This is a genomic window from Xanthomonas arboricola pv. guizotiae, from assembly GCF_002940205.1.
GTDB lineage: Bacteria > Pseudomonadota > Gammaproteobacteria > Xanthomonadales > Xanthomonadaceae > Xanthomonas > Xanthomonas arboricola_C.
The window spans coordinates 80957-105503 of record NZ_MDSK01000015.1; the positions used below are offsets into that span (position 1 = coordinate 80957).

Consider the following 24547-nt stretch of genomic DNA (forward strand, 5'->3'; position numbering starts at 1 on the left):
TTCACTTTTTCATTGCGGACCGCTAGGCTGCGCACAAACGCCGTGCGGCCTGCCCGCTCCCACCCGGCACATCCCGATCCCTGCGGAGTCGCTCCATGCACGTGCCGTCCCTGAATTTTGCGCTTGGCGAAGACATCGATCTGCTGCGCGAAAGCGTGGCGGCCTTCGCCAGCCACCATATTGCCCCGCTCGCCGCCGCGGCCGACCAGGACAATGTCTTCCCTGCCCAGCTGTGGCGCCTGTTCGGCGAGCAAGGCCTGCTCGGCTTGACCGTGGAAGAAGAGTACGGCGGCAGCGGCATGGGCTACCTGGCCCATGTGGTGGCGATGGAAGAGATCTCGCGGGCCGGCGGGGCCATCGGCCTGTCCTACGGCGCGCATTCCAACCTGTGCCTCAATCAGCTGCGCAAGAACGCCACGCCGGAACAGAAGCAGCGTTACCTGCCCAGGTTGTGCAGCGGCGAGCATGTCGGCGCGCTGGCGATGAGCGAGGCCGGCTCCGGCTCGGATGTGGTGTCGATGAAGCTGCGCGCCGATGCGCGCGGCGACCGCTATGTGCTCAACGGCAGCAAGATGTGGATCACCAACGGCCCGGACGCCGATGTGCTGGTGGTGTACGCCAAGACCGACCCGGAGGCCGGCGCACGCGGCATCACCGCCTTCATCGTCGAGAAGGGCATGCCGGGATTCTCCACCGCGCAGAAACTCGACAAGCTGGGCATGCGCGGCTCCAACACCTGCGAGCTGGTCTTCACCGACTGCGAAGTACCGGCCGAAAACGTGCTGGGCACGCTCAACGGCGGCGTGCGCGTGCTGATGTCCGGGCTGGATTTCGAACGTGTGGTGCTGGCCGGTGGCCCGCTGGGCTTGATGGCCGCGGCGATGGACGTGGTGCTGCCGTACGTGCACGAGCGCAAGCAGTTCGGCGCGCCGATCGGCAGCTTCCAGTTGATGCAGGCCAAGCTGGCCGACATGTACGTCGGGCTCAACGCCTGCCGCGCGTATGTGTATGCGGTGGCGCGCGCCTGCGATGCCGGGCTGACCACGCGCCAGGATGCGGCCGGCGCGATTCTCTACGCCGCCGAAAAGGCCACCTGGCTCACCGGCCAGGCGATCCAGGTGCTGGGCGGCAACGGCTACATCAACGACTACCCCACCGGGCGCCTGTGGCGCGATGCCAAGCTGTACGAAATCGGCGCGGGCACCTCGGAGATCCGACGCATGTTGATCGGCCGCGAGCTGTTCGAACGCACCGCCTGACGGAGCCACCATGAGCGCGATCACCAGCCAGCTGCAGGTCAGCGGCGAGAGCTTCCAACAAAACGCTGCCGCGATGCGCACCCTGGTCGAGGATCTGCGCCGCACGCTGGCGCAGACCGCGCTGGGCGGCAGCGCCGCCGCGCGCGCCAAGCACAGCGCACGCGGCAAGCTGCTGGTACGCGAGCGCATCGATGCCTTGCTGGATCCGGGCAGCGCCTTGCTGGAAATCGCGCCGTTGGCCGCGCACGGCATGTACGACGATCAGGTGCCGTGCGCCGGCGTGGTGGCCGGTATCGGGCGCGTGTCCGGGGTGGAATGCGTGATCGTGGCCAACGATGCCACCGTCAAGGGCGGCACCTATTACCCGATGACGGTGAAGAAGCATCTGCGCGCGCAGGAAATCGCGCAGCAGAACCGCTTGCCGTGCATCTACCTGGTCGATTCCGGCGGCGCGTTCCTGCCGCTGCAGGATGAGGTCTTTCCCGACCGCGATCACTTCGGGCGCATCTTCTACAACCAGGCCAATCTCTCGGCCAACGGCATCCCGCAGATCGCCTGCGTGATGGGCTCGTGCACCGCCGGCGGCGCCTACGTGCCGGCGATGAGCGATGAGACGGTGATCGTGCGCGAGCAGGGCACGATCTTTCTCGGCGGCCCACCACTGGTCAAGGCGGCCACCGGCGAAGAGGTCAGTGCCGAAGAACTCGGCGGTGCGGATGTGCATACGCGCATCTCCGGCGTGGCCGACCACGTTGCCGACAACGATCTGCAGGCCCTGGCGCGCGTGCGCGCCATCATCGCGCAGCTCAACTGGCGCAAGCCGCCTGCATCGCTGGCACTGCAGGCACCGCTGCCGCCGCGCTACATCGCCGACGAACTGTATGGCGTGATTCCCGCCGATACGCGCAAGCCCTTCGATGTGCGCGAGGTGATCGCCCGCATCGTCGACGACTCGCAGCTGGACGAATTCAAGCCGCGCTACGGCAGCACCCTGGTCACCGGCTTTGCGCATCTGCACGGCTACCCGGTGGGCATCATCGCCAACAACGGCATCCTGTTTTCCGAATCCGCGCTCAAGGGTGCGCACTTCATCGAGCTGTGCACGCAACGCGGCATTCCGCTGGTGTTCCTGCAGAACATCACCGGCTTCATGGTCGGGCGCAAGTACGAACATGGCGGCATCGCCAAGGACGGCGCCAAGCTGGTGATGGCGGTGGCATGCGCCAAGGTGCCCAAGTTCACCGTGGTGATCGGCGGCTCGTTCGGTGCCGGCAATTACGGCATGTGCGGCCGCGCATACTCGCCGAACTTCCTGTGGATGTGGCCGAATGCGCGCATCGGCGTGATGGGCGGCGAGCAGGCCGCCAGCGTATTGGCCAGCGTGCGCCGCGACGGGATCGAAGCCAAGGGGGGCGCCTGGTCGGGCGAAGAGGAAGCTGCATTCAAGGCGCCGATCCGTGCGCAGTTCGAGCAGCAGGGGCATCCGTATTACGCCAGTGCACGCTTGTGGGACGACGGCATCATCGACCCGGCCGATACCCGTCGCGTGCTGGGGCTGGGACTGTCGGCCGCAGTGAATGCACCGATCGAGACAACACGCTTCGGCGTGTTCCGGATGTGAGGTGGTGATGTCCGCTTGCAGGTGTTGCTCTTGGCTGTCTTGCGGTGCACACGCATCTGCAAGCAAGGTGTTGCGTGTCGTCTGGAGCATTGCATGAGGCCGGGCGCGTTGCCTGCGTCGAGTAGCGCATCGCGCTGGGGCGCAGCGGCGTCAGCTGCCACCGCACGGCGTGCCGCGCAATCCATGCAACCGTCTTTCCATCGCAGTGCCCGCCAGCATGGCGGCGTGCAGAGAACTTCGTCATGACCCAGCGCGAACTCACTACCGCAGCAAGACCGCCCTATTTCGACAAGATCCTGATCGCCAATCGCGGCGAGATCGCGTGCCGGGTCATCGCCACCTGTCGCAAGCTCGGCATCGCGACCGTGGCGGTATATTCGGATGCCGACCGCGATGCGCGGCATGTGCGGCTGGCCGATGAGGCGATCCATCTCGGCGCCGCACCGGCGCAGCAGAGTTATCTGCGTGGCGATGCGATCCTGGAGGCGGCACGCGCAAGCGGTGCGCAGGCGATCCATCCCGGCTATGGCTTCCTGTCGGAAAACGCGGCGTTTGCCGATGCCTGCGCGCAGGCCGGCATCGTGTTCATCGGCCCGCCGGCGGCAGCCATCCGCGCCATGGGCGACAAGAGTGCGGCCAAGGCGCTGATGCAACGCGCCGGCGTGCCGCTGACGCCGGGCTACCACGGCGACGAACAGGCACCGGCCTTCCTGCGCGCGCAGGCCGATGCGATCGGCTATCCGGTGCTGATCAAGGCCAGCGCCGGCGGCGGCGGCAAGGGCATGCGCCGGGTGGATACCAGCACGGCCTTCGAAGAGGCCTTGGCCAGCTGCCAGCGCGAAGCGCAATCGGCTTTCGGCAATGCGCAGGTGCTGGTGGAAAAATACGTCGAGCGGCCGCGTCATATCGAGATCCAGGTATTTGGCGATACCCGGGGCGAGGTCGTCTACCTGTTCGAACGCGATTGTTCGGTGCAACGCCGGCATCAGAAAGTGCTGGAAGAGGCGCCTGCTCCCGGCATGAGCGAACAACGCCGCGCCGCGATGGGCAAGGCCGCCGTGGATGCCGCGCGCGCCGTGGGTTATGTCGGTGCCGGCACGGTGGAGTTCATCGCCGGCCCGGATGGCGATTTCTATTTCATGGAAATGAACACCCGGCTGCAGGTCGAACACCCGGTGACCGAGTTGATCACCGGCACCGATCTGGTCGAGTGGCAATTGCGTGTCGCCGCGGGCGAGCCGTTGCCGCTGCGTCAGCAGGACCTGCGCATCCACGGCCACGCGCTGGAAGCGCGCCTGTATGCCGAAGATGCCGACCGCGGCTTTCTGCCGTCGACCGGCACGTTGCGGCAGCTGCAGTTTCCCGCAGCCGGCGCGCATGTACGCATCGATGCCGGGGTGGAGCAAGGCGACAGCATCAGCCCCTACTACGACCCGATGATCGCCAAGCTGATCGTATGGGAGGTGGATCGCCCCGCGGCACTGGCACGCATGCGCGAGGCGCTGGCGCAATTCCATGCGGTGGGCGTCACCACCAACAGCGCGTTCCTCGCGCGCCTGATCGGCACGGCGTCGTTTGCGTCTGCCGATCTGGATACCGCGCTGATCGAACGCGAGCAGGCCGCGTTGTTTCCCGAGGCGGTCAGTCCGGCCGATGCCTGGTGGTGCCTGGCGGCGGCGTTGATTGCCGATGCGTTGCCGAAGGCTGCCGCCGATCCGGCCGACCCGTTTTCGCCATGGCGGCACACCGATGGCTGGCGCATCGGCGCGCATGCGGCGCACCGCATGACGCTGGAGGCCGCAGGCGAGCGCCGTCAGTTCGGCGTGCGCCCGCTTGGCGATGGCTGGCAGGTCACGACTGCCGGCGACACCCACACGCTGCGCTACCACCAGCAGGGCGACGCACTGCGCGTGGAAATGGATGGCCGGCAATGGCGCATGCAGGTCCTGCGCGACGGCCACACCCTGACATTGCGCGATGCCACGCAGCGGGCGACCTTCCGCCACCATGACGCGCTGGCCGAAGCCGATCAGCCCGCGCACGACACTGGTGGCCTGACCGCACCAATGCCGGGCCGCATCGTGTCGCTGGTCGCCCCGGTGGGGCAGTCGGTCACTCGCGGGCAGGCCCTGGTGGTGCTGGAAGCGATGAAGATGGAGCACACCTTGCACGCGCCCGGCGACGGCACGGTGGCGGCGTACCTGGTGGCCGAGGGCGAGCTGGTCGCCGAGGGTGTCGCGTTGGTGGAATTTATGTCCGCGTCTGCGTAGCGGCACCTGCCGGCGTGACCAACGGCACGTCCGCAACGGCCGGCCTTGGCCCTAGCGTAGGGACAGCGGCTGGAGTGGCCGCGCCCCAGACCGGAGACGTCCATGCAACGCCTGCTTCTTGTTTCCAGCATGCTGCTCGCGCTGTCTGCCTGCAGCGACAACGCCGCGCCCACCACCGACAAGGCTGCCACGCCGGCCCCGGCCGCTGCGCAAGCACCCGCGGCGCCACCCGAACTGATCACCCGCGAGGCGCTGTTCGGCAACCCGGAACGGGCGAACGTGAGCATCAGCCCGGACGGTAAATACCTCAGCTGGGTCGCGCCGCTGGAGGGCGTGCTCAATGTCTGGGTCGCCCCGGTGGATGCACCGGATCAGGCGCGCGCGATCACCAAGGACAGCGCACGCGGCATCCGCAATTATTTCTGGACCTATCAACCCAACACGCTGCTGTACCTGCGCGACAACGGCGGCGACGAGGACTTCCATCTGTTCTCGGTGAATCTGAGCGATGGCAGCAGCAAGGACCTCACCCCGTTCAAGGAGACCAACGCCGAGGTGTATCGCGTCAGCGCGCAGCACCCCGAGTCGATCATGGTCGGCATGAACGACCGCGATCCCAAATGGCATGACCTGTATCGGGTGGACCTGGCCTCGGGCAAGCGCAGCCTGGTGCAGCAGAACACCGACAGCCTGGCTTCCTATCTGCTCGACGGCAACTACCAGCTGCGCTACGCCACGCGCGCCACCGACGATGCCGGCAGAGAATTGCTGGTGCCGGACGGCAAGCGCTGGAAGAGCGTGGACCGCATCCCGTTCGAGGACGTCAGCAACACCTCGCCCGACGGACTGACCGACGACGGCAAGACGCTGTACATGCAGGATTCGCGCAATCGCGACACCGCGGCGCTGTATGCCATCGACACCGCCAGCAATGCGCGCACGCTGCTGTTCGAAAACCCGCGCACCGATGTCGGCGCCACCTTGGACGACCCCAGGACCGGCGTGGTGCAGGCCGTGTCCACCGACTACTTGCGCGAGGAGTGGAAGGCGCTGGACACCAGCATTGCCGCCGACCTGCAGAAGCTCAAGTCGCTGGGCAGCGGCGATGCCAGCGTTGCCGCACGCACGCTCGACGATCGCATCTGGATCGTGGGGTATTCGGCGGCAGAGACGCCGCTGAGCTACTACCGTTACGACCGTGCAGACGGCGGCAAGCTGACCAAATTGTTCTCCGCCCGCCCCGCGCTCGACGGCAAACCGCTGGTCCCGATGTGGCCGCAGGAACTGACCGCGCGCGACGGCCTCAAGCTGGTCAGCTATCTCACCCTGCCCGCCGAGGCCGACGCCAATCACGATGGCAAGGCCGACAAGCCGGTGCCGCTGGTGCTGTTCGTGCATGGTGGCCCATGGGGGCGCGACAGCTACGGCTACGGGCCGTATGAGCAGTGGCTGGCCAATCGCGGCTATGCGGTGCTGGCGGTGAATTTCCGTGGCTCCACCGGCTTCGGCAAGGCCTTCACCAATGCCGGCAACGGCGAGTGGGCCGGCAAGATGCACGACGACCTGCTCGACGCCGTGCAATGGGCGGTCAAGCAAGGCGTGACCAGGCCCGAGGACGTGGCGATCATGGGCGGCAGCTACGGCGGCTACGCCACGCTGGTCGGCCTGACCTTTACCCCGGACGCGTTCAAGTGCGGGGTGGACATCGTCGGCCCGGCCAACCTCAACACCCTGCTCGGCACCGTGCCGCCGTACTGGGCCAGCTTCTACAAGCAGCTGACCAAACGCATCGGCGACCCGGCCACCGAGGCCGGCAAGCAGTGGCTGACCGAGCGCTCCCCGCTCAGCCATGTCGACAAGATCAGCAAGCCGCTACTGATCGGCCAGGGCGCCAACGACCCGCGCGTCAAACAGGCCGAGAGCGACCAGATCGTCAACGCGATGAAGGCCAAGAACATCCCGGTCACCTACGTGCTGTTCCCCGACGAAGGCCACGGCTTCCGCCGCCCGGAAAACAGCAAGGCCTTCAACGCGGTGACCGAGGGGTTCCTGGGCCAATGCCTGGGCGGCCGCGTACAACCGATCGGCGACGACCTGACAGGCTCCAGCATCACCGTGCCGGAAGGCGCCGACAAGGTGAACGGTCTGAGCGATGCGTTGAAGGCGCATACGCAGGCGATTCGGCGGTAACGCCATTGCGAAGTGATTGCTTTGGATCGACGTCAGCGCTCGCCTGCAACGACGAGTGCTGACGGTTGTAGCCAGGTTCTCCAACTAGCCGGCATGCCTGACTTCCCTCGCCAAGCGGTCCAGATCGAAAGATGTGTGATGGTCTCTCGCTAATGGGATCCGATGTCCTTGGCCGCCTCTGGATCACGACCAGCCGGCCACACTGCCCCGCCGGGATCCAGCTCGGTACTGTTCATTTCCTCGCCACGCCAACCGAATCCGCAGATGGCCAGTGGGCCGTCCTGCAGGCCGTCCAGGCCAAGCGCCTGTTCAATGTCCACCTCGTTGATCGCCGAGGTGACAAACGCTCCCAGCCCCAGGTCGGTTGCGCTCAGATAAAGTGTCTGCGCGATATGGCCGACATCCAGAATCATCGCGCGGTAGGCCTTGGCGTGGTTTCGATATTTCCAGAAGCTGCGTAAAAACCGCGGTACCAGGATCACCAGCACCGGCGCATCGGCAAACCAGTGCTGCCCGGACACGGCGCGACGCGCGAAGTCCACCAGCGGTTGCGATGGCGACTGCAATGGCTGCAAAGCATGATCGACAGGGCGATAGTGATAGAGACCGCTCGTCATTCCCTCGACACGCTGGACCAGCAAGTAGGTTTCGGTGGGATGGAGACTACCCCCCGACGGTACCGGCTTCTTCAAGAATGCGGTGTCGTGCCCCACTTCGATGCGCGCGCTTGCCATGACGCTGCGCTCAAGCATCTGGCCGAGCAAGATGGATGACAGTGGACGCTGCGTATCGAAATTGCGACAGGTGACGCGACGCGACAGTAGCTCATCGAACGTGCCCGGGGTTGACCGCGGCAAGGCAATGCGCGCTTCGACGCCACCCTCGCCTCGGTCTACGATTTCTGCCGGGGGGGCGCCCAGTCGGCCGACCATGCCTTCTGCAGTTGTCAGGCCATGCGCTTCCATGGTGGCCACGCTGTCTTCGCCACTCCAGCGCGCGGATCGATGCCACAACGCAGCCAATGGCCACCAGCGCTGCTGCTGCACGCACTCGTCGTTGCGGCGGTGCTGAACATGTTGTGGTTGATCGCTGATCACAAGACCTTGCTCGATCAAACGCTCCGCCCAGATTGGCAACGGATGCACCTGATCGATGGACTGCCAGCGCGAGGAACTCAACTCGCCCAGCCATTCGCGCTCTTCCTCTGAAACCTCCACCTCCGCCTCAAGATGAGGCGCGAGCGCCAGCCATCGTGTGCGGCGACGCAGGCCATCGCCCCCGGCAAGCAATCGTGCAAGATCAAACACCGAATCGTCGCGCAGTTCAAAAAACAACGTGGTACAGCGACGAATTTGCATAGGAACATCTCAAGGACGCATGAGTACGGTCGATATTGTGTCAGGTCCCACGTCATACGACAGCACACTCCCTCACCTTCCAGGCAAGCCACACCATGACTGACGCAGCCAATGACACCCATCTCCCGTTTGATGCATCCACAGCCGACAAGCTGCTGGAGCTACTGGCAACCGATGACGACTTCCGCGACTGCTTTCAATGCAATCCGGCGCAGGCGCTTGCCCAGATCGGCGCACCTGGCGTGAGTGCGGACAACGCCGTCCCCGGCGTAGGAGAGGCTTATTACTGCATGAACACCAATCAGCTCGCATCCAAGCAGGACATTGCAGCGGCTCGCGCCGAGCTGCAGAGCTACCTGACCGAAAAGGCCAATCACACCGTGATCTTCGCCTTCGAATCGGACAGCATGCGTTCGACCCTGTTACGCAAGTAAGCAGGCAGACTCGGTAAAGGCCAGGCGCGCGCAAATGCCTGGGCCTGTTCGCGCGCCTCTTGGCTACGGCCGAGTGCGTGCAGCGATTCGGCCATCCAGAGCTGGGCCAGACGCGCATCGGCAACATTGAGCGGCTGCAGCGTTTGCGACGCATTTGCTTCGATGTAGGCACGCCCGCGATGGAGAAGCAGCCAACGTGCCTGTTGCAACGCTTCAGCGTGCCGACCGCTGTCGTGCAACAGCGTGTACAGCGTCACGCGTGTCTGGAAAAGATCATCGTCATTGACCGGCAGGCGCGCGATGGCTGCTGCACGGTCGCCCGACAGTGCCAGCTGCTGGGCTTCGACAATGGCGCGCAGGTCGGCAAGCACCGGTGTTTCATGCACAAGCGCCGGCTTGATCGCCGCAAGCGCGTGGGCGGTGAGGCTGTTATCGCCGCTCCGCTGCGCCTGGCTTGCGAGGATCAATACCATCGCGGCATTGTCCTGCAGGTTTACCGTTGCCGACCCGTCGTCAATGACAGCCGACACCAGCCGATCGAACGTCGGCTTGAGCGCTGCCGCCGTCGCCAGGGACGGATCGACCAACGCATCGGTTGTCACCGCAATGACCGAGAACTGGCGACGGTTGAAATCGTCGCCTTGCTTGCTGCGCGTCAGACCTTGTGCGATCGCTGCACGTGCAGCGCTCCAGTCGGCCTGATCGATTGCGATGCTGGTGCGATCGATCAATGGCACCACATCGTCGTTGGCATAGCCTTGCTCGATGATCCTGTCGAGCGTTTGCTTCGCTTCGACATGGCGGTTCAACACCGCAAGCGCGTTCGCCTGGCGCCGCAGCGGGCCGGCGCGATCGGCATCGCCGGGAATGGCAAAGCGCTGCAGTGCGGCTTCGGCCTTTCCCTGTGCCAGCAAAATGCGTCCAACCCGATCGGTCGCGATCGCGCGCAGCGGGTCCTGCGGAACATCGGCCGCCTGCGCGTACGGCAACGCGTCGGCAAAACGATTGGCAACGAACAGGTGCCACGATGCGTTCGCGGTGCCGGCAAAATTGTCCGGGTAGAGCGAGGCCAGCGTTCTCCACAGCGTCAATGCCTTGTCGGGTGCTAGCAACTCGGCTGCCCATGCATCCATGTACAACTGGTCACGCTCAGGCAAACGCTGACGGAAACGAATTGCCTTCTCCAGGTACGGAAGCGCACCACGGCGATCGGAGATAGCCACCTTGATGCGTGCCGCCCCCAGATACGCGAGCGCAAATTCCGGATCGATGGCCACCGCGCGCTCGAACAGTTCCAGCCCTTCTTTCCATTGGCCTTTCGCCGTTGCGTCGACCCCCAGGGCATAAGCCCGCAGCGCATCCAGGCTGGACGTGGTCACGGCGGGTAACGGCACGGAATTCTTGTCGATCGAGGCCACCACCTCACCCAGCCCCTGCCTGAGCTTGCGGGTCACCTGATCCACCGAGGACAGTGCCGATGGCAAGCCATCGCCTTGCACAAACTCCGAGTAAACCGTGGTCTGGGTCCGCGGATCCACCAACTCAACGCTGAAACGAAGCTTGCCGCCAATCTCCGCGACAGTCGGCAGCAGCACAGCGCTTGCACCATCGCGCAGCGCCACTTCCGAGGCGATCGCGCGATCGACGATTACGCGATCAGGATCGCGCTTCATCCGCGCCATGGTGTCGCGCACTTTCATCTCACTCAGGACATTGACGTAGCGCGACTGCTCCAGGCTGATGCGCAGCGCCTGGTCGAGCGAACTGTCGAGCAACGTATTGCCGGTGAGATTACGTAGATCTCCGACCACCACCCACCCACGTTCGGAGAACGCAATGGCTGGCTCGGAACGGGTGAAAAACCACGCCGACACGCACACGGCGACGACCAAGGCAGTTTCCGCCAACAGTGCCGCCGGCCGCCGCCACAGCGGAATATCCCGCCATGCCTTCGGCGAATGTTTCGGCGCGCGCAATGGCGTGACATCGATCTCGCCGACCTCATAGATCTCCATCGGCGTGGGCACGCCCTTGAAGCGCCAGCGGCCGTGGGATTTCCACAGGATGCGTTCGCCGCGTTCGCCCAGTTCGCGCGCAGCGCGGTGGGTCAACGACTCGGCCACCGCCGACAACAGGACCTGCCCGGGTCGCGCCATCGACATCAGGCGTGCGGCGGTGGGCTTGGCCAGGCCTTCGACTTCCAGCGGTTTGGCGCCGATGCTGACCGCTTCGTCGCTGTTGCGCCAGGTCAGCACTTCGCCAACGTGAAGGCCCTGCCGCGCGCACAGCGTGAGCGCGCGGGCATCGCCCATCGCCTTGAGGCCACGGGCGTAATCCAGCGCAAAGCCCAGGCCGTCGATGGGGCGATCGAACAACAGCAACAATCCGTCCGAGCGGTCGATCAGCCGGCCACGCCATTGCTGCTGCAGTTTGACCACCAGCCGGTCGTGCTCGCGAAACAGCGCGGCAGCGGCGTTGTCACCGATGCGCTCGACCAGCGCGGTCGAGTCGCACAGGTCGGTCAGCAGCAAGGTGCGCAAGCGCGGCGCCTGGATCGCTTCCGACGACGCATCCTTGCGTGCGTGGGTACGGGCGCTCATTGCTCAGCGATTGTCCGACGTGGCTGCGTTGCCGGGTGGCTGCGTGCTGCCCGACCCCAGCGCTTCATGCATGCACAGCACATTGCCGCCTTGCCGCTTTGCTTCGTACAGCGCGCTGTCGGCCAGCGTGTACCAATCGTTCCATGCCGCGTCGGCATCGATCATGCACAGGCCCAGGCTCACCGAGCAGCCCTGCTCACTCTGGCCGTTGCAAAGCCGCGCTTCCACTGCGCGCACGATGCATTCGCCGATGTGGTGCAGCAGCTCCCGGGTGCCCTGCGCGACCAGCACACAGAATTCGTCGCCGCCTAGCCGGCAGGCCAGATCACCGTCGGCGATCACCGAACGCAGCGCATGGGCGACGTTCTGCAGCACGCGGTCGCCAGCGAGATGGCCGAATTCGTCGTTGATGCGCTTGAAGCGGTCGCAATCGATCAGGATCAGGCCCACCCCGGGCACGTGGCCGGCGCGCCGGCATTCCTGCAGATGCAGGGCGAGCCCGCGGCGGTTGTGCAGGCCGGTGAGTTCGTCGGTGCGGCTGAGTTCTTCGGTGTGGTTGAGCTGGTGCGAGGTGACGTAGAGGTTGTCCAGCGCCGCTTCCAGGTCGTGGTTGCGCCGACGCAACTGGCGGATCAGCAACTGCTCGTTATTGACCACACGCACGATGGAGCGGCGCAGGAAATGCGCCACCATCGACGGGTCGTGATCGACCAGGCGCTGGAAGTCCTCGTGCGCCAGTTCGATCAGACGGGTGTCGGTGGATGCAGTGGCGCCGGCACTGCGCGCATGGTCGCCGATCAACAGGCCAAGTTCGCCGAAGAATTCGCCCGGACCAAGGTGCTTGAGCATCAGGTCTTCGCCGAAATCCAGATCGATCTGGCCACTGACCACGATGAACATCTGCGTGCCCACTGCACCGCGCTCGAACAGCGCCTGGCCGGCAGCCAATTCGCGGGCGCGGCCGAAGCGGGCGAAAAACGCCAGCTCTTCGGCAGTCATCAGCGCATGCAGCCCATCCGACAGCGTCTTTGCAACGCTCCCCGTCGGCTCCACTGCGCCGGCAGTGTTATGGCACGTCATTCCCAAATCCCTTAGACCGACCTGCAGCGCCGGCCTGCCCTGGCATCGTACAGGAGCGCTTTGTTCAGCACCAGGCCACACTCCATCTCATGAAACGTGAGACGAAATGACGGGTATCGGCAAAAAAAATCGGCCCGGTTTCCCGAGCCCTTCTTTCCACTTCCGGCAGAGCCCGCCAATCATCTCTGCCAGACCACGTACCGCTCCAGTGCTGTGCTGCGTCGCCGACAGGGCCTGCCGGCGGTTAAGGATCGCAGGCGCCGAGCCGACCATCGGCCAGCCGGCACGCATCCGCGGCGCCTGTGCACTGGGTTACGCGGCCTTTTCGCCGTGAAACTGCTCTTCCTCGGTCGAGCCACGCAGCGCGGTGGTGGACGATTGGCCCTGCTGGATCGCCTGCGTCACCGCGTCGAAATAGCCGGTGCCCACCTCGCGCTGATGCTTGACCGCGGTAAAGCCCATCTCGGCCGCCGCGAACTCGGCCTGCTGCAGCTCGACGAAGGCGCTCATCTGGCGACGCGCGTAGCCATGCGCCAGGTTGAACATGCCGTAGTTCAGGGCATGGAAGCCGGCCAGGGTGATGAACTGGAATTTGTAGCCGTAGCTCGCCAGCTCGGCCTGGAATCTGGCGATGGTGGCGTCGTCCAGGTTCTTCTTCCAGTTGAAGCTCGGCGAGCAGTTGTAGGCCAGCAACTTGCCGGGGAATCTGGCATGGATGGCTTGTGCGAAGGCGCGCGCAAACTCCAGATCCGGCTTACCGGTCTCGCACCAGATCAGATCCGCGTACGGCGCATAGGCCAGACCGCGGCTGATCGCCTGATCCAGCCCGTTGCGGGTCTTGAAGAAGCCTTCGACGGTGCGCTGCCCGGTGGTGAACGGCTGGTCGTTGGCATCCACATCGCTGGTGATCAGATCGGCCGCCTCGGCATCGGTGCGCGCGATCAGCAGCGTGGGCACGCCCAGCACATCGGCCGCCAGACGTGCGGCGTTCAACTTTTCGATCGCCTCGCGGGTGGGCACCAGCACCTTGCCGCCCATGTGGCCGCATTTCTTCACCGATGCCAGCTGATCCTCGAAGTGCACGCCGGCCGCGCCGGCCTCGATCATCGCCTTCATCAGCTCGAAGGCGTTGAGTACGCCGCCAAAGCCGGCTTCGGCATCGGCCACGATCGGCTGCAGGAAGTCGATGTCGTCGTTGCCTTCGGCGTGATGCAGTTGATCGGCACGCAACAAGGTGTTGTTGATGCGCTTGACCACCGCCGGCACCGAGTCGGCCGGATACAGCGACTGGTCCGGATACATCTGCCCGGCCAGGTTCGCATCGGCGGCGACCTGCCAGCCGGACAGGTAGATCGCCTTCAACCCGGCCTTGACCTGCTGCATCGCCTGGTTGCCGGTCAACGCGCCCAGCGCATTGACGAACGGCGTGGCGTGCAACGCGTTCCACAACTTGTCCGCGCCCAGCCGCGCCAGCGAATGCTCGACATGCACGGTGCCGCGCAAGCGCACCACGTCGGCGGCGGTGTAGTTGCGGGTGATGCCAGCCCAGCGCGGGTTGCTGGCCCAGTCTTGCTGGATCTGTTCGGCGGTCTGCAGTGTGCTGCTCATGGTGCGTTCTCCTGGCAGGGATACGACGGATGCAACGAGGAAGGAAGGGGCGCATTGATACGCGCCGGGCATGGCAAGGCCGTCGTTGCGCGTATGGGCGCAACCGGCGGTGTGGTGCATGACGTGGATGGATTGCAGCGACAGCGCGCGTGCGCTGGCGTGTCGCTGCAGCATTGGCTCAATCGATCAGGCGATATGCCGGCACGGTGAGGAAGTCGGCCAGCGCATCGGCACGGCTGAGCGTGTCCAGCAGTGCAATGGCGTCGTCGATGCGCGCGGCGCCCGGCAGTGCATCGGTCGCGCCCAGGCGTGCCGGCAGCGCACGCAACGTGGCCTGCAACAGGGGCTGATCGATCGCAGTGCCGTCGTCCAGGTGCTGGCCGTGATGCAACCACTGCCACAGCTGCGCGCGGCTGATCTCGGCAGTGGCGGCGTCTTCCATCAGGTTGTGGATGGGCACGCATCCATTGCCGTCCAGCCAGGCGGCCAGATAACGCACGCAGACTTCGACATTGCCTTCGAACCCGGCGCGGGTGACGGTGCCTGGCGAAGGCGCGATCAGCATGTCGCGCGTCACCTGCACGTCGTTGCGCAAGACATGCTGCTGATGCGCGGTGGGCATGTGTTCGTCGAAGATCTTCATCGCCACCGGAATCAACGCCGGATGCGCCACCCAGGTGCCATCGTGCCCGGCGCTGACTTCGCGCAGCTTGTCGGCACGCACGCGCGCCATCGCCTGCTCGTTGGCGGCCTCATCGTGATTGATCGGAATCTGCGCGGCCATGCCGCCCATCGCATGCGCGCCGCGGCGATGGCAGGTCTTGATCAACAGTTCCGAATAGGCCTTGAGGAAGGGCTGGGTCATGGTGACCTGGCCACGTTCGGGCAGCACGCGGTCGCGATGCGCGCGGAAGGTTTTCAGATACGAAAAGATGTAGTCCCAGCGGCCACAATTGAGCCCGACGATGCGCTCGCGCAGCGCGTGCAGGATCTCGTCCATCTCGAACACCGCCGGCAGCGTTTCGATCAGCACGGTCACCTTGATCTGCCCGTGCGGCAGGCCGAGCATCGCTTCGATATGCGCCAGCGCGGTCTCCCATAGCGCGGCTTCTTCCATGCTCTGCAACTTGGGCAGATACAGATACGGGCCACGGTCCTTGGCCAGCAGCGCGCGGCCGTTATGGAAGGCGAACACCGCCGCATCGAACAGGCCGCCGGCCAGCGGCTGCCCATCGATGAGCACGTGTTTCTCATCCAGATGCCAGCCGCGCGGGCGCACGATCAACACCGCGCGCTCGGCTTCCGGGCGCAACGCGTAATGCTTGCCGTTGGGCGCATCGAAGCTGAGCTCGCCGCGCACCGCAGCGGCCAGCGTGCGCTGGCCGGCCAGCAGGTTGCGCCAGGTCGGCGCGGTGGAATCCTCGAAGTCGGCCATGAACACCTTGGCGCCGGAGTTCAGCGCGTTGATGACCATCTTCGGATCGGTGGGGCCGGTGATCTCCACCCGGCGGTCCTGCAGCGCCGACGGCAGTGCGGCGACGCGCCAGTCGCCATCGCGGATGGCGCGGGTGTCTGGGCGGAAGTCCGGCAGCTGGCCGGCATCGAACTCGGCCTGGCGGGCGCGCCGCTGGGCCAGGCGCTGCTGGCGGCCGGGTTCGATCGCGCGGTGCAGCGACACCAGCAAGGCCAGCGCGGCGGCCGGCAGCAGTTCCGCCTGGCCTGCGATCTGCGTGGTCAGCGACAGACCGGGCGTGGCGCGTTCGGTGGGGCGTGGGGCAAAAGCGGTGGCAGACATGTCGGGGAGTCCTTGTGCATCCGGACCTGCACCGTGCTCCGATGGCAACTATTTGACAAAGCAGTTTTATCAATGCTGTAAATAAGCCTGACTTATATTGGGCTTCAAAATACATCCGGATGGCGCCAACCCCGCGATTTTCCTACAAATCCGACCGGCTCAAACCGCTGCGCGCGTTCTGCCAGACGGTGCGTCTGGGATCTGTCTCACGGGCAGCTGAGGCGCTATACGTGAGCCAGCCGGCGGTGAGCCTGCAGCTGCAGGCGCTGGAACGCGAACTGGGTGTGGCCTTGTTCGAACGCTCGGGGCGGCGCATGGCGCCCAGCCGCGAGGGCCAGCTGCTCTACGACATGGCGCTGCCGCTGGTGGAGAGCCTGGACGGACTGGAGGCGAGCTTTCGCGAGAAGGTGCGCGGGCTGGATGCGGGCGAGCTCAATATCGCCGCCAACAGCTCCACCATCCTGTACCTGCTGCCGCGCATCGTGGCGAACTTCCGCGCGCGCCACCCGGACGTGCGCCTGACCCTGCACAACGCCATCAGCGCCGATGGCACCGACCTGCTGCGCGAAGATGCGGTGGACCTGGCGATCGGCTCGATGCTGGACGTGCCGGCCGACCTCAACTACGCGCCGGTGTATCGCTTCGAACAATTGCTGATCACCCCGCCCGACCACCCCTTGGCCGGCAAGCCCTCGGTGACGCTGCAGGATCTGTCGCCGTATCCGCTGATCCTGCCGCCGCGCCGGCAGGTGACCTACAGGCTGGTCGATCTCATCTTCCAGCAGGCACGCGTGCCCTACACCGTGGCGCTGGAGGTGGGCGGCTGGGAGGTGATCAAGCAGTACGTGGCGATGGGCATGGGCATCTCCATCGTCACCGCGATCTGCGTCACCGAGGCCGATCGCGACAGACTCGCCACCCGCTCGCTGAAGGACTATTTCCCTACCCGCAGTTATGGCGTGGTGGTGCGCAAGGGCAAGTATCTGTCGCCGCAGGCACGTGCCTTCATCGAGCTGATCCAGCCGGATCTGTTCACCCCGCGCGGGTATGACGAGAGTGGCGATTCGGAGCGGTGAGTCTGCTGCCTGCTGTGCGCGCGGGAGTTCGCATCGCGCCTGAGCTTGCTCGCCAGTAACAGCGCATGAGGCCGCCACGCGCTCTCCATCTGCGATGCCATGTGCGACATGCGGGTTGCCGTTGAAGGCGTCGTTCGATCAAGCCGTGCAGGCGCACACAAGCAGCACCGACGACGGTTCCCGCCTGCGGCGCGAACCACGCCGCATTGCCGCATCATGTCGGCTCGATGTCACTGCACGGTGGTTGTCGTCATCGACTGGGGCGATGCTGTGGGGACTGCATGTCGCATGCTGATCAGCCCATGGGATCACTGACCAGATGCGCCGCCATCCCGCACTGCGGGAGCGAGCCGACTCAACCAACCAAGGCTGACGCAATGAATCCGACCATGCTGTTGCTGGTGCAGTTGGCGCTGATCCTGGGCGCGGCGCGTGCATGCGGTGCGCTACTGCAACGCTTCGGGCAGCCGCCGGTGATCGGCGAAATGGCCGCCGGCCTGCTGTTGGGGCCGATCGCATTCGGCGCGTGGCTGCCGGAGTTGCATGGTGTGCTGTTCGCCTCCAGCAGCTTGCCGCCACTGTCGGGCCTGGCCAACATCGGCGTGGTGCTTTTCATGTTCATCGTCGGCGTGGAGTTGCGTGCACCGGAAGGCACCACTGCGCAGGTGCGCGCGTCAGTACTGGTGGGGCTGTCCGGTATCGTGCTGCCGTTGCTGCTGGGGCTGGCCGCCGCACCGTGGTTGTTTGCGCGCTTTGCTCTGCAAGGCATCGGCTTCTGGCCCTTCGCCTTGTTCATTGCCGCGGCGATGTCGGTGACTGCGTTTCCGGTGCTGGCGCGCATCCTCAAGGACCGCAACATGACCCGCACGCCGGCCGGCCGCCTGGCCCTGGGCGCGGCGGTGATCGACGATGCCACGGTGTGGATGTTCCTGGCGATCGTGCTCACCCTGACCGGCGGCAACAGCCATGGCGGCGTTGCATTCACTGCGGCCGGTGCGCTGGTGCTGATTGCGGTGGTGTTCGGCGTGTTGAAGCCGGTGTATGCGCGCGTGCTCACCCCGCGCGCAAGCGATGGAGGCTATGCGCCGACTGCGCTGGTGTGGGTGCTGATCGGTGTGCTGGCCTGCGCCGCAGCGGCGGAATGGATCGGCCTGCATGCGATCTTCGGCGCATTTCTGTTCGGCATCTGCGTGCCGCGCGATGACCGCCTGCTGGAACACCTGGCCGGACGCATCGAACCCCTGGCGATCAGCTTGCTGATGCCGGTGCTGTTTGCGGTCGCCGGCCAGGCCACCAGCCCCGGCGTGTTGGTCGGCGCAGGTGTGGCCGGCCTTGCGTTGGTGGTCGGCGTGGCGGTGACCGGCAAGCTGGTCGGCTGCACCCTGGGCGCGCGCCTGAGCGGCCACGATTGGCGCGATAGCCTGAGCGTGGGTTCGCTGATGAACGCGCGCGGCCTGATGGAACTGCTGGTGATCAAGATCGGCCTGGAAAGCGGCGTGATCGGGCCGGCGCGGTTCACCCTGCTGTTCGGCATGACGCTGGTGACCACGATGATGGCCTCGCCGATGGTGGCCTGGTTGCAACGCGGCCGGCATGTAGCCAATGCCAACAGGTTGGGTGCGGGTAACTGGCCGCATTGACGATGCAGCGCTGAAACACGGCGCGGCGTCGGTCGACAAGGCACGTCGCGCCGGCACGCGCAACGCCACGCCCTCACTCGCGTCCGTACACACCCAGGAACATCGCCACCGCCGATTCGGCCACCTGGGTGCGTTGCTGCGGCGACAGCGGCGGCTGGCCCATGGCGATCTGCGGCCAGAACGCAAAGCCCTTGATCAGTGCCTGCAGTTGCTGCGCGCCGACCTCCGGCTCCACGCCCGCCAGCCGGCCGTCGGCCAGTGCGGCGCGCACCCAGGTGGTGGTGCCTTCTTCCTTGCTGCCCAATTGCGCGACCAGTGCGCGCGCGCGCTCGGGCGAATGGATGCCTTCGGCAATGGCGACACGCGACAGGTCGATAAACGCCGGGTCGTCGAGCAGGTGCAGTTTCTGCTGCAGCAGCTGGATCAACTGCGCGCGCAGTGGCTGGTCGGGCCGGTAGGCAAGATTCACCGCATCGGCGCTGCGTTGCCACAGCCCGCGCAGGATCTCGCCGAACAGCACGTCCTTGCTGGGGAAATGGTTGTAGACGGTGCGCTTGGAGACGCCCGCGGTGGCCGCCACGCGGTCCATGCTGGTGGCCTCGAAGCCATGCTGGCGGAACGCGACAATGGCCGCCTCGACGATGGCGTGGCGCTTGCGGTCGGTCAGCCGCTGCGGCGCGGGCTCGGGGGAAGATGCGCTCGACATCGGAGCATTTTACACCGTGCAGTTTACTTTCAGCCGAATGAAACTACACTGCTCAGTGTAATTTCCTGCTGCTGTCATCCCCTGCCCGCCCGGACTCCTCATGGCTTCCTCTCGTCCTTCGCCCTATGCCGATTCGCCGCAGTTTCGTGGTGGCCGGTTCCGCAATGCAGTGCCGCTGCCGACCACCGTGCTCAGCCTGCGCAAGCAGATCGGTCTGATGTGGACGTTCTTCTTCGACAAGCCAAGCACCACGGTACCGTCCGTGCCGCTGCCGGTACAGCCGCTGACACGCGCGCAGCTGCTTGCCGCGCCCGATCGCAGCCTGTATCGCCTGGGCCATTCCACCGTGCTGATGAAGCTGGCCGGTGGCCTGTGGCTGACCGACCCGGTGTTCTCCAGGCGCGCCTCGCCAGTGCCGTTTGCCGGACCCAAGCGCTTCCATGCGCCACCGATCGCGCTGGACGAGCTGCCGCCGCTGGCCGGGGTGATCCTGTCGCACAACCATTACGACCACCTCGACCGCGCCAGCATCCGTGCCTGGCCGACCGCGTCGGCGTGTTCGTCGCGCCCCTGGGCGTGGGCGATCTGCTGGTGCGCTGGGGCGTGGACCCGGCCAAGGTGCGCCAGCTGGACTGGTGGGACACGCTCACCATCGATGGCCTGCAACTCACCGCCACCCCGTCGCAGCATTTTTCCGGGCGCGGCCTGTTCGATAGTGGGCGTTCGCTGTGGTGTTCCTGGGTCATCCAGGAGCGCGAGCTGCGCGTGTTCTTCAGCGGCGACGGCGGCTATGGCCCGCACTTCAAGACCATCGGGCAACAGCTCGGTCCGTTCGACGTGGCGCTGATCGAAAACGGCGCCTACGACCAGCAGTGGCCGCACGTGCACATGCAGCCGGAGCAGAGCCTGCAGGCCTACCAGGACGTCGGCGGGCAGACCCTGCTGCCGATCCACAACGGCACCTTCGACCTGGCCATGCACGCGTGGCAGGAACCGCTGGACCGGATCGTGGCCTTGGCCGATAGCGCCGGCGTTGCGCTGGCGACACCGCGCATGGGCGAGCGGGTGGACCTGGATGCGCCCGGCAATCGCCTGCGCTGGTGGCGTCAGGAGGCTGCGACGCAGGCGTCGGATGGGGTGGTGGCGCCGCGCTAGCCAGTGCGGTGCACGCATCCACAAACAAAAACGGGATGGCGCGTGGCCATCCCGTTTCGATTGCTGGTGACAGCTATTGCATACGCATGCGCCAACGACGCACGCGCATCGCCTGGTCGCTCACTCCGTCAGACCGCGATTGTCCAGCAGCGCCTTGACGCTGGGATCCTTGCCGCGAAAATCGCGGTACAGCGTGGCCAGATCGACGGTATTGCCGCGCGAAAGGATCTTGGCGCGGAAGATGTCGCCGTTCTTGCGGGTCAGGCCGCCGTTTTCCTTGAACCATTCGAACGCGTCGTCGTCGAGCACTTCCGACCAGAAGTAGGCGTAATACCCGGCCGAATAACCGCCGCCCCAGATGTGGTCGAAATAGCTGCTGCGATAACGCGGCGGCACTTCGGCCAGGTCCACCTTGAAGCGCTTCAAGGCGTCGGCTTCGAACTTGCTCACGTCCTGCAGCGGCGCGTCGGCCGGCTGGGTGTGCCAGGCCAGATCCAGCAGTGCCGCCGACAGATACTCGGTGGTGGCGTAGCCGCTGTTGAAGGTCTTGGCCTTCTTGATCTTCTCCACCAGCTCGGCCGGCATCGCCGCGCCGGTCTGGTAGTGCTTGGCGTAGTTGGCGAAGACCTTGGGATCGGACGCCCAGTGCTCGTTGAACTGCGAGGGGAACTCGACGAAGTCGCGCGAGGTGCTGGTGCCGGCGATCGAGGGGTACTTCACCTTGGAGAACATGCCGTGCAGCGCGTGGCCGAACTCATGGAACAAGGTGGTGACGTCGTCGAAGCTCAGCAGCGCCGGCTGGCCGGCGGCCGGCTTGGTGAAGTTGCAGACGTTGTAGACCACCGGCTTGGCACCGGTGAGGCCGTCCTGCTCGACAAACACGTCCATCCAGGCGCCGCCGGACTTGCTGTCGCGCTTGAAGTAGTCGGTGTAGAACAGCGCCATCGAGCTGCCGTCCGCGTCGAACACTTCATACACCTTCATGTCCGCGTGATAGGTCGGGATGTCGGTGCGCTGCTTGAAGGTGATGCCGTACAGCTGCGTGGCCGCGTAGAAAACGCCGTTCTGCAGCACGTTGTCCAGTTCGAAATACGGCTTGATCTGCGACTCATCGAGGTCGTACTTGGCCTTGCGTACCTGCTCGGCGTAGAAATCCCAATCGGAGGCGGCGAGTCTGAAGTCGCCGGTCTTTGAATCAGCATGCTGCGCGTCGATCACCTTCTGCATCTCGGCCACTTCGCGGCGCGCCTTGGCAGTGGCCGCCGGCACGGTGTCGGTCAGCAGCTTGAGCGCGGCGTCCGGGGTCTTGGCCATCTGGTCGCCCAGGCTGTAGGCGGCGTAATTGTCGAAGCCGAGCAGCTTGGCCTTTTGTGCGCGCAGCTGCGCCAGGCGCTGGATGGTCTGGCGGGTGTCGTTGGCATCGCCCTTTTCCGCGCGTGTTTCCGAGGCCTTGAGCACGTCGGCGCGCAGCTGGCGGTCCTTCAGCGAGGCCAGCACCGGCTGCTGGGTGGTGTTCTGCAGGGTCAACAGATACTTGCCGTCGAGCTTGCGCGCCTTGGCCGCATCGGCGGCGGCGGCGATGTCGCCCTCGCTCAGGCCGTCGAGCCTGGCCTTGTCGTCCACCACCACCGCACCGGCGGCCGAGGCGGCCACCAGACGGGTATGGAACTGGGTGGAGAGCGTGGTTTCTTCGATATTGAGCTTGCGCAGGCTGGCCTTGTCGGCCTCGGACAGCTGCGCACCGGCACGCACCAGCTCTTCGTAGTCGCGCTCGACCAGACGCTTCTGCTCCGGCTCCAGGTTCAGCGTGTCGCGCTGGTCGTAGATCGTCTTGACGCGTGCGAACAGCTTCGGGTCGAGATTGATCTCGTCCTGGTGCGCGGCCAGCTTGGGCGCGATCTCTTCCTGGATCTTCTGGCGTGCATCGCTGGTATCGGCCTGCACCAGCCCGAAGAAGATGCGCGACACGCGCGTGAGCGTTTCGCCGCTGCGCTCCATCGCCTCGATGGTGTTGTCGAAGCTGGGCGCTTCGGGGTTGTCGGCGATCTTGCGGATCTCGGCCAGGTGCAGGCGCATGCCTTCTTCGAAGGCCGGCAGGTAATCGGCGTCCTTGATCTTGTCGAACGGCGGCGCCTGGAACGGCAGCGTGCTGGCGGTCAGCAGCGGGTTCGGCGCAGCATCCGCGGCCGGGGTGGTGGCGGTCTTTTCGGGCACGGTGGTGGACTCCTTACCGGACGAATCTTTTCCAGAACAAGCAGCCAGTGCCAGGGTGATGGCAGCGGCCAGAACGACGGTACGCGACATGGCGTGTGATTCCTGAGTGGGTAGCGCAGCCGGTCACGCTAGCGGGTTTGCGCAGCACCGGCATGTGCCGTTGGCTGGGGATTGCTGAATGGCGTCGTGCGGGGGGGGGGTACCGATGGGTGTGCGCGCCCTCATCCGCCCTTCGGGCACCTTCTCCCGCAAGCGGGAGAAGGCAGAAAGCAATCCTTCCGCTTGCGGGAGATAGGGGAGAGCAGCGCGTCAGCGGATCAGCGAAGAGGTTGCCGCGCGCGGCGGACCAGAAGGCACTCGCTCAAAGCGTCTCGTCCTTGAAGATCGCCACGTGCGGGGTGCCGTCGGCGCCGATCCAGCCGCGGTACATGCCTTCGGTATTGAACGGGAATGCGGCGTTGCCCTGCGCGTCCAGCGCGATGGCGCCGCCATCGCCGCCGGCCTTGGGAATCTGCTGGTCGATCACCGTGTCGGCGGCCTGTTGCAACGACTGCCCGGCGTACTTCATGCGTGCGCAGATGTCGTAGGCGGCCACCGCGCGGATATAGAACTCGCCCCAGCCGGTGCCGGACACCGCGCACTGGCTGTTGGCGTAGGTGCCGGCGCCGATGATCGGCGCATCGCCGACGCGGCCGTAGCGCTTGTTGGTCATGCCGCCGGTGGAGGTGCCGGCGGCCAGGTGTCCCGCGCGATCCAGCGCCAGCGCGCCCACGGTGCCGAAATGCTTGGCGGTTTCCAGCTCCAGTTCGGCCTGCGCCTTGCGGTCGCCGGCCTCGGCCTTGAGCGCTTTCTGCAGTTGCTGCCAGCGCTTGTCGGTGCGGAAGTAACTGGGGTCGACCAACGTGACGCCCTGCTCGCGCGCGAAGTGTTCGGCGCCGTCGCCGACCAGCATCACGTGTTTGGAATGGTCCATGACGCTGCGCGCCAGCTGGATCGGGTTCCTGACCGTGTGCACGCCGGCAATCGCCCCGGCCTTGCCGGTGGCGCCGTCCATGATCGCGGCATCCAGTTCGTTCTTGCCGTCATGGGTCAACACCGCGCCGCGCCCGGCGTTGAACTGCGGCGCATCCTCCAGCACGGTGATGGTGGCGGCCACTGCATCCACCGCGGTGCCGCCACGTTGCAGCACCGCGTGCCCTGCGCGCAGCGCGCGTTGCATCGCCTCGCGCGCCTGCGCCTGTTCCTCGCTGGAAAGGCTGGATTTTTCCACCCCGGCGCCGCCGTGGATCACCAGCATCGACGTGGCCGCCAGTGCGGGACCACTACATAACGCTAGCGACAGGCACAACGCACGCGCTGACGAAGCGATCATGATATTTCCTCTGCTGCAATTGATTGAGGTGACCGTCCATGCCGGGCAGCTAGGCAAGTCTGATCGGTGAATACGGGCTTAGAGCGGCTAACAAAACCCAGGAAGAAGGCGTAAGCAGATGATGGAGGATGCGAGCGAAAGCAACGCCAAGTGGAGATCGATGCGACGT

At 65.5% G+C, this 24547-nt stretch carries 15 protein-coding genes and 1 pseudogene; 8 read left to right on the top strand and 8 right to left on the bottom strand.

Annotation, left to right across the window (positions count from 1 at the left end):
• Window positions 1-95 precede the first annotated feature (95 nt).
• The 4 genes from XarbCFBP7408_RS11255 (at window position 96) to XarbCFBP7408_RS11270 (ending at window position 7340) form a co-directional block, all read left to right on the top strand.
• Entirely contained in the window at window positions 96-1259 is a 1164-nt protein-coding gene (locus XarbCFBP7408_RS11255; RefSeq protein ID WP_104563025.1) for an isovaleryl-CoA dehydrogenase, read from the top strand.
• A gap of 10 nt (window positions 1260-1269) precedes the next feature.
• Window positions 1270-2880, top strand: a complete 1611-nt coding sequence (locus tag XarbCFBP7408_RS11260; protein ID WP_104563026.1) for a carboxyl transferase domain-containing protein — start codon at window positions 1270-1272, stop codon at window positions 2878-2880.
• 242 nt (window positions 2881-3122) lie between these two features.
• The gene (locus XarbCFBP7408_RS11265; RefSeq protein ID WP_104563027.1) at window positions 3123-5150 is read left to right on the top strand and encodes an acetyl/propionyl/methylcrotonyl-CoA carboxylase subunit alpha; all 2028 of its coding nucleotides are present in this window, start codon (window positions 3123-3125) and stop codon (window positions 5148-5150) included.
• A gap of 102 nt (window positions 5151-5252) precedes the next feature.
• Complete coding sequence (locus tag XarbCFBP7408_RS11270; protein WP_104563028.1) at window positions 5253-7340, top strand: S9 family peptidase; 2088 nt, start codon at window positions 5253-5255, stop codon at window positions 7338-7340.
• Window positions 7341-7489: 149 nt separating this feature from the next.
• On the opposite strand, the gene XarbCFBP7408_RS11275 is transcribed toward XarbCFBP7408_RS11270, so the two are convergent.
• A complete protein-coding gene (locus XarbCFBP7408_RS11275; RefSeq protein ID WP_104563029.1) occupies window positions 7490-8698 on the bottom strand; it encodes a putative peptide maturation dehydrogenase in 1209 nt (402 codons plus the stop codon).
• Window positions 8699-8793: 95 nt separating this feature from the next.
• On the opposite strand from XarbCFBP7408_RS11275, the gene XarbCFBP7408_RS11280 reads away from it, so the two are divergent.
• Window positions 8794-9132: an NHLP-related RiPP peptide gene (locus XarbCFBP7408_RS11280; protein ID WP_024939015.1), complete on the top strand. Its 339-nt coding sequence runs from the start codon at window positions 8794-8796 to the stop codon at window positions 9130-9132.
• Here XarbCFBP7408_RS11280 and XarbCFBP7408_RS11285 read toward each other — a convergent pair.
• The 4 genes from XarbCFBP7408_RS11285 to aceB form a co-directional block, all read right to left on the bottom strand.
• On the bottom strand, window positions 9072-11732 hold the full coding sequence (locus XarbCFBP7408_RS11285; protein ID WP_104563030.1) for a putative peptide modification system cyclase: 2661 nt from the start codon (window positions 11730-11732) through the stop codon (window positions 9072-9074). The genes XarbCFBP7408_RS11280 and XarbCFBP7408_RS11285 overlap by 61 nt on opposite strands.
• A gap of 3 nt (window positions 11733-11735) precedes the next feature.
• On the bottom strand, window positions 11736-12812 hold the full coding sequence (locus XarbCFBP7408_RS11290; protein WP_104563031.1) for a GGDEF domain-containing protein: 1077 nt from the start codon (window positions 12810-12812) through the stop codon (window positions 11736-11738).
• Window positions 12813-13124: 312 nt separating this feature from the next.
• Window positions 13125-14420 carry an isocitrate lyase gene (gene aceA, locus XarbCFBP7408_RS11295; RefSeq protein ID WP_104563032.1) on the bottom strand — a complete coding sequence of 432 codons (1296 nt, stop codon included), beginning with the start codon at window positions 14418-14420 and terminating at the stop codon, window positions 13125-13127.
• A 178-nt stretch (window positions 14421-14598) separates the two neighbouring features.
• Window positions 14599-16215, bottom strand: coding sequence for a malate synthase A (gene aceB / locus XarbCFBP7408_RS11300; protein WP_104563033.1), 1617 nt, complete (start codon window positions 16213-16215; stop codon window positions 14599-14601).
• A 119-nt stretch (window positions 16216-16334) separates the two neighbouring features.
• Here aceB and XarbCFBP7408_RS11305 point away from each other — a divergent pair, with 119 nt between their 5' ends.
• The gene (locus tag XarbCFBP7408_RS11305) at window positions 16335-17291 is read left to right on the top strand and encodes a LysR family transcriptional regulator (RefSeq protein WP_104563034.1); all 957 of its coding nucleotides are present in this window, start codon (window positions 16335-16337) and stop codon (window positions 17289-17291) included.
• A gap of 377 nt (window positions 17292-17668) precedes the next feature.
• Window positions 17669-18931: a cation:proton antiporter gene (locus XarbCFBP7408_RS11310; RefSeq protein ID WP_104563035.1), complete on the top strand. Its 1263-nt coding sequence runs from the start codon at window positions 17669-17671 to the stop codon at window positions 18929-18931.
• A gap of 73 nt (window positions 18932-19004) precedes the next feature.
• Here the strand turns inward: XarbCFBP7408_RS11310 and XarbCFBP7408_RS11315 are convergent, their stop codons facing one another.
• Entirely contained in the window at window positions 19005-19637 is a 633-nt protein-coding gene (locus XarbCFBP7408_RS11315; protein ID WP_104563036.1) for a TetR/AcrR family transcriptional regulator, read from the bottom strand.
• A gap of 100 nt (window positions 19638-19737) precedes the next feature.
• On the opposite strand from XarbCFBP7408_RS11315, the pseudogene XarbCFBP7408_RS11320 reads away from it, so the two are divergent.
• Window positions 19738-20792, top strand: a pseudogene (locus XarbCFBP7408_RS11320) (MBL fold metallo-hydrolase).
• A 120-nt stretch (window positions 20793-20912) separates the two neighbouring features.
• On the opposite strand, the gene dcp reads toward XarbCFBP7408_RS11320, so the two are convergent.
• Both dcp and XarbCFBP7408_RS11330 read right to left on the bottom strand, forming a co-directional pair.
• On the bottom strand, window positions 20913-23096 hold the full coding sequence (dcp, locus tag XarbCFBP7408_RS11325; RefSeq protein ID WP_181106571.1) for a peptidyl-dipeptidase Dcp: 2184 nt from the start codon (window positions 23094-23096) through the stop codon (window positions 20913-20915).
• 271 nt (window positions 23097-23367) lie between these two features.
• The gene (locus tag XarbCFBP7408_RS11330) at window positions 23368-24378 is read right to left on the bottom strand and encodes an isoaspartyl peptidase/L-asparaginase family protein (RefSeq protein WP_181106569.1); all 1011 of its coding nucleotides are present in this window, start codon (window positions 24376-24378) and stop codon (window positions 23368-23370) included.
• Window positions 24379-24547 lie beyond the last annotated feature (169 nt).

What these genes read in the sequence shown, in the direction of transcription:
- XarbCFBP7408_RS11285 (WP_104563030.1), bottom strand. Translation starts at nt 11,732, where the DNA reads ATGAGCGCCCGTACCCACGCACGCAAGGATGCGTCGTCGGAAGCGATC.
- XarbCFBP7408_RS11280 (WP_024939015.1), top strand. Translation starts at nt 8,794, where the DNA reads ATGACTGACGCAGCCAATGACACCCATCTCCCGTTTGATGCATCCACA.
- XarbCFBP7408_RS11255 (WP_104563025.1), top strand. Translation starts at nt 96, where the DNA reads ATGCACGTGCCGTCCCTGAATTTTGCGCTTGGCGAAGACATCGATCTG.
- XarbCFBP7408_RS11305 (WP_104563034.1), top strand. Translation starts at nt 16,335, where the DNA reads ATGGCGCCAACCCCGCGATTTTCCTACAAATCCGACCGGCTCAAACCG.
- XarbCFBP7408_RS11270 (WP_104563028.1), top strand. Translation starts at nt 5,253, where the DNA reads ATGCAACGCCTGCTTCTTGTTTCCAGCATGCTGCTCGCGCTGTCTGCC.
- XarbCFBP7408_RS11290 (WP_104563031.1), bottom strand. Translation starts at nt 12,812, where the DNA reads ATGACGTGCCATAACACTGCCGGCGCAGTGGAGCCGACGGGGAGCGTT.
- aceB (WP_104563033.1), bottom strand. Translation starts at nt 16,215, where the DNA reads ATGTCTGCCACCGCTTTTGCCCCACGCCCCACCGAACGCGCCACGCCC.
- XarbCFBP7408_RS11275 (WP_104563029.1), bottom strand. Translation starts at nt 8,698, where the DNA reads ATGCAAATTCGTCGCTGTACCACGTTGTTTTTTGAACTGCGCGACGAT.
- dcp (WP_181106571.1), bottom strand. Translation starts at nt 23,096, where the DNA reads ATGTCGCGTACCGTCGTTCTGGCCGCTGCCATCACCCTGGCACTGGCT.
- XarbCFBP7408_RS11260 (WP_104563026.1), top strand. Translation starts at nt 1,270, where the DNA reads ATGAGCGCGATCACCAGCCAGCTGCAGGTCAGCGGCGAGAGCTTCCAA.
- XarbCFBP7408_RS11315 (WP_104563036.1), bottom strand. Translation starts at nt 19,637, where the DNA reads ATGTCGAGCGCATCTTCCCCCGAGCCCGCGCCGCAGCGGCTGACCGAC.
- XarbCFBP7408_RS11330 (WP_181106569.1), bottom strand. Translation starts at nt 24,378, where the DNA reads ATGATCGCTTCGTCAGCGCGTGCGTTGTGCCTGTCGCTAGCGTTATGT.
- XarbCFBP7408_RS11310 (WP_104563035.1), top strand. Translation starts at nt 17,669, where the DNA reads ATGAATCCGACCATGCTGTTGCTGGTGCAGTTGGCGCTGATCCTGGGC.
- aceA (WP_104563032.1), bottom strand. Translation starts at nt 14,420, where the DNA reads ATGAGCAGCACACTGCAGACCGCCGAACAGATCCAGCAAGACTGGGCC.
- XarbCFBP7408_RS11265 (WP_104563027.1), top strand. Translation starts at nt 3,123, where the DNA reads ATGACCCAGCGCGAACTCACTACCGCAGCAAGACCGCCCTATTTCGAC.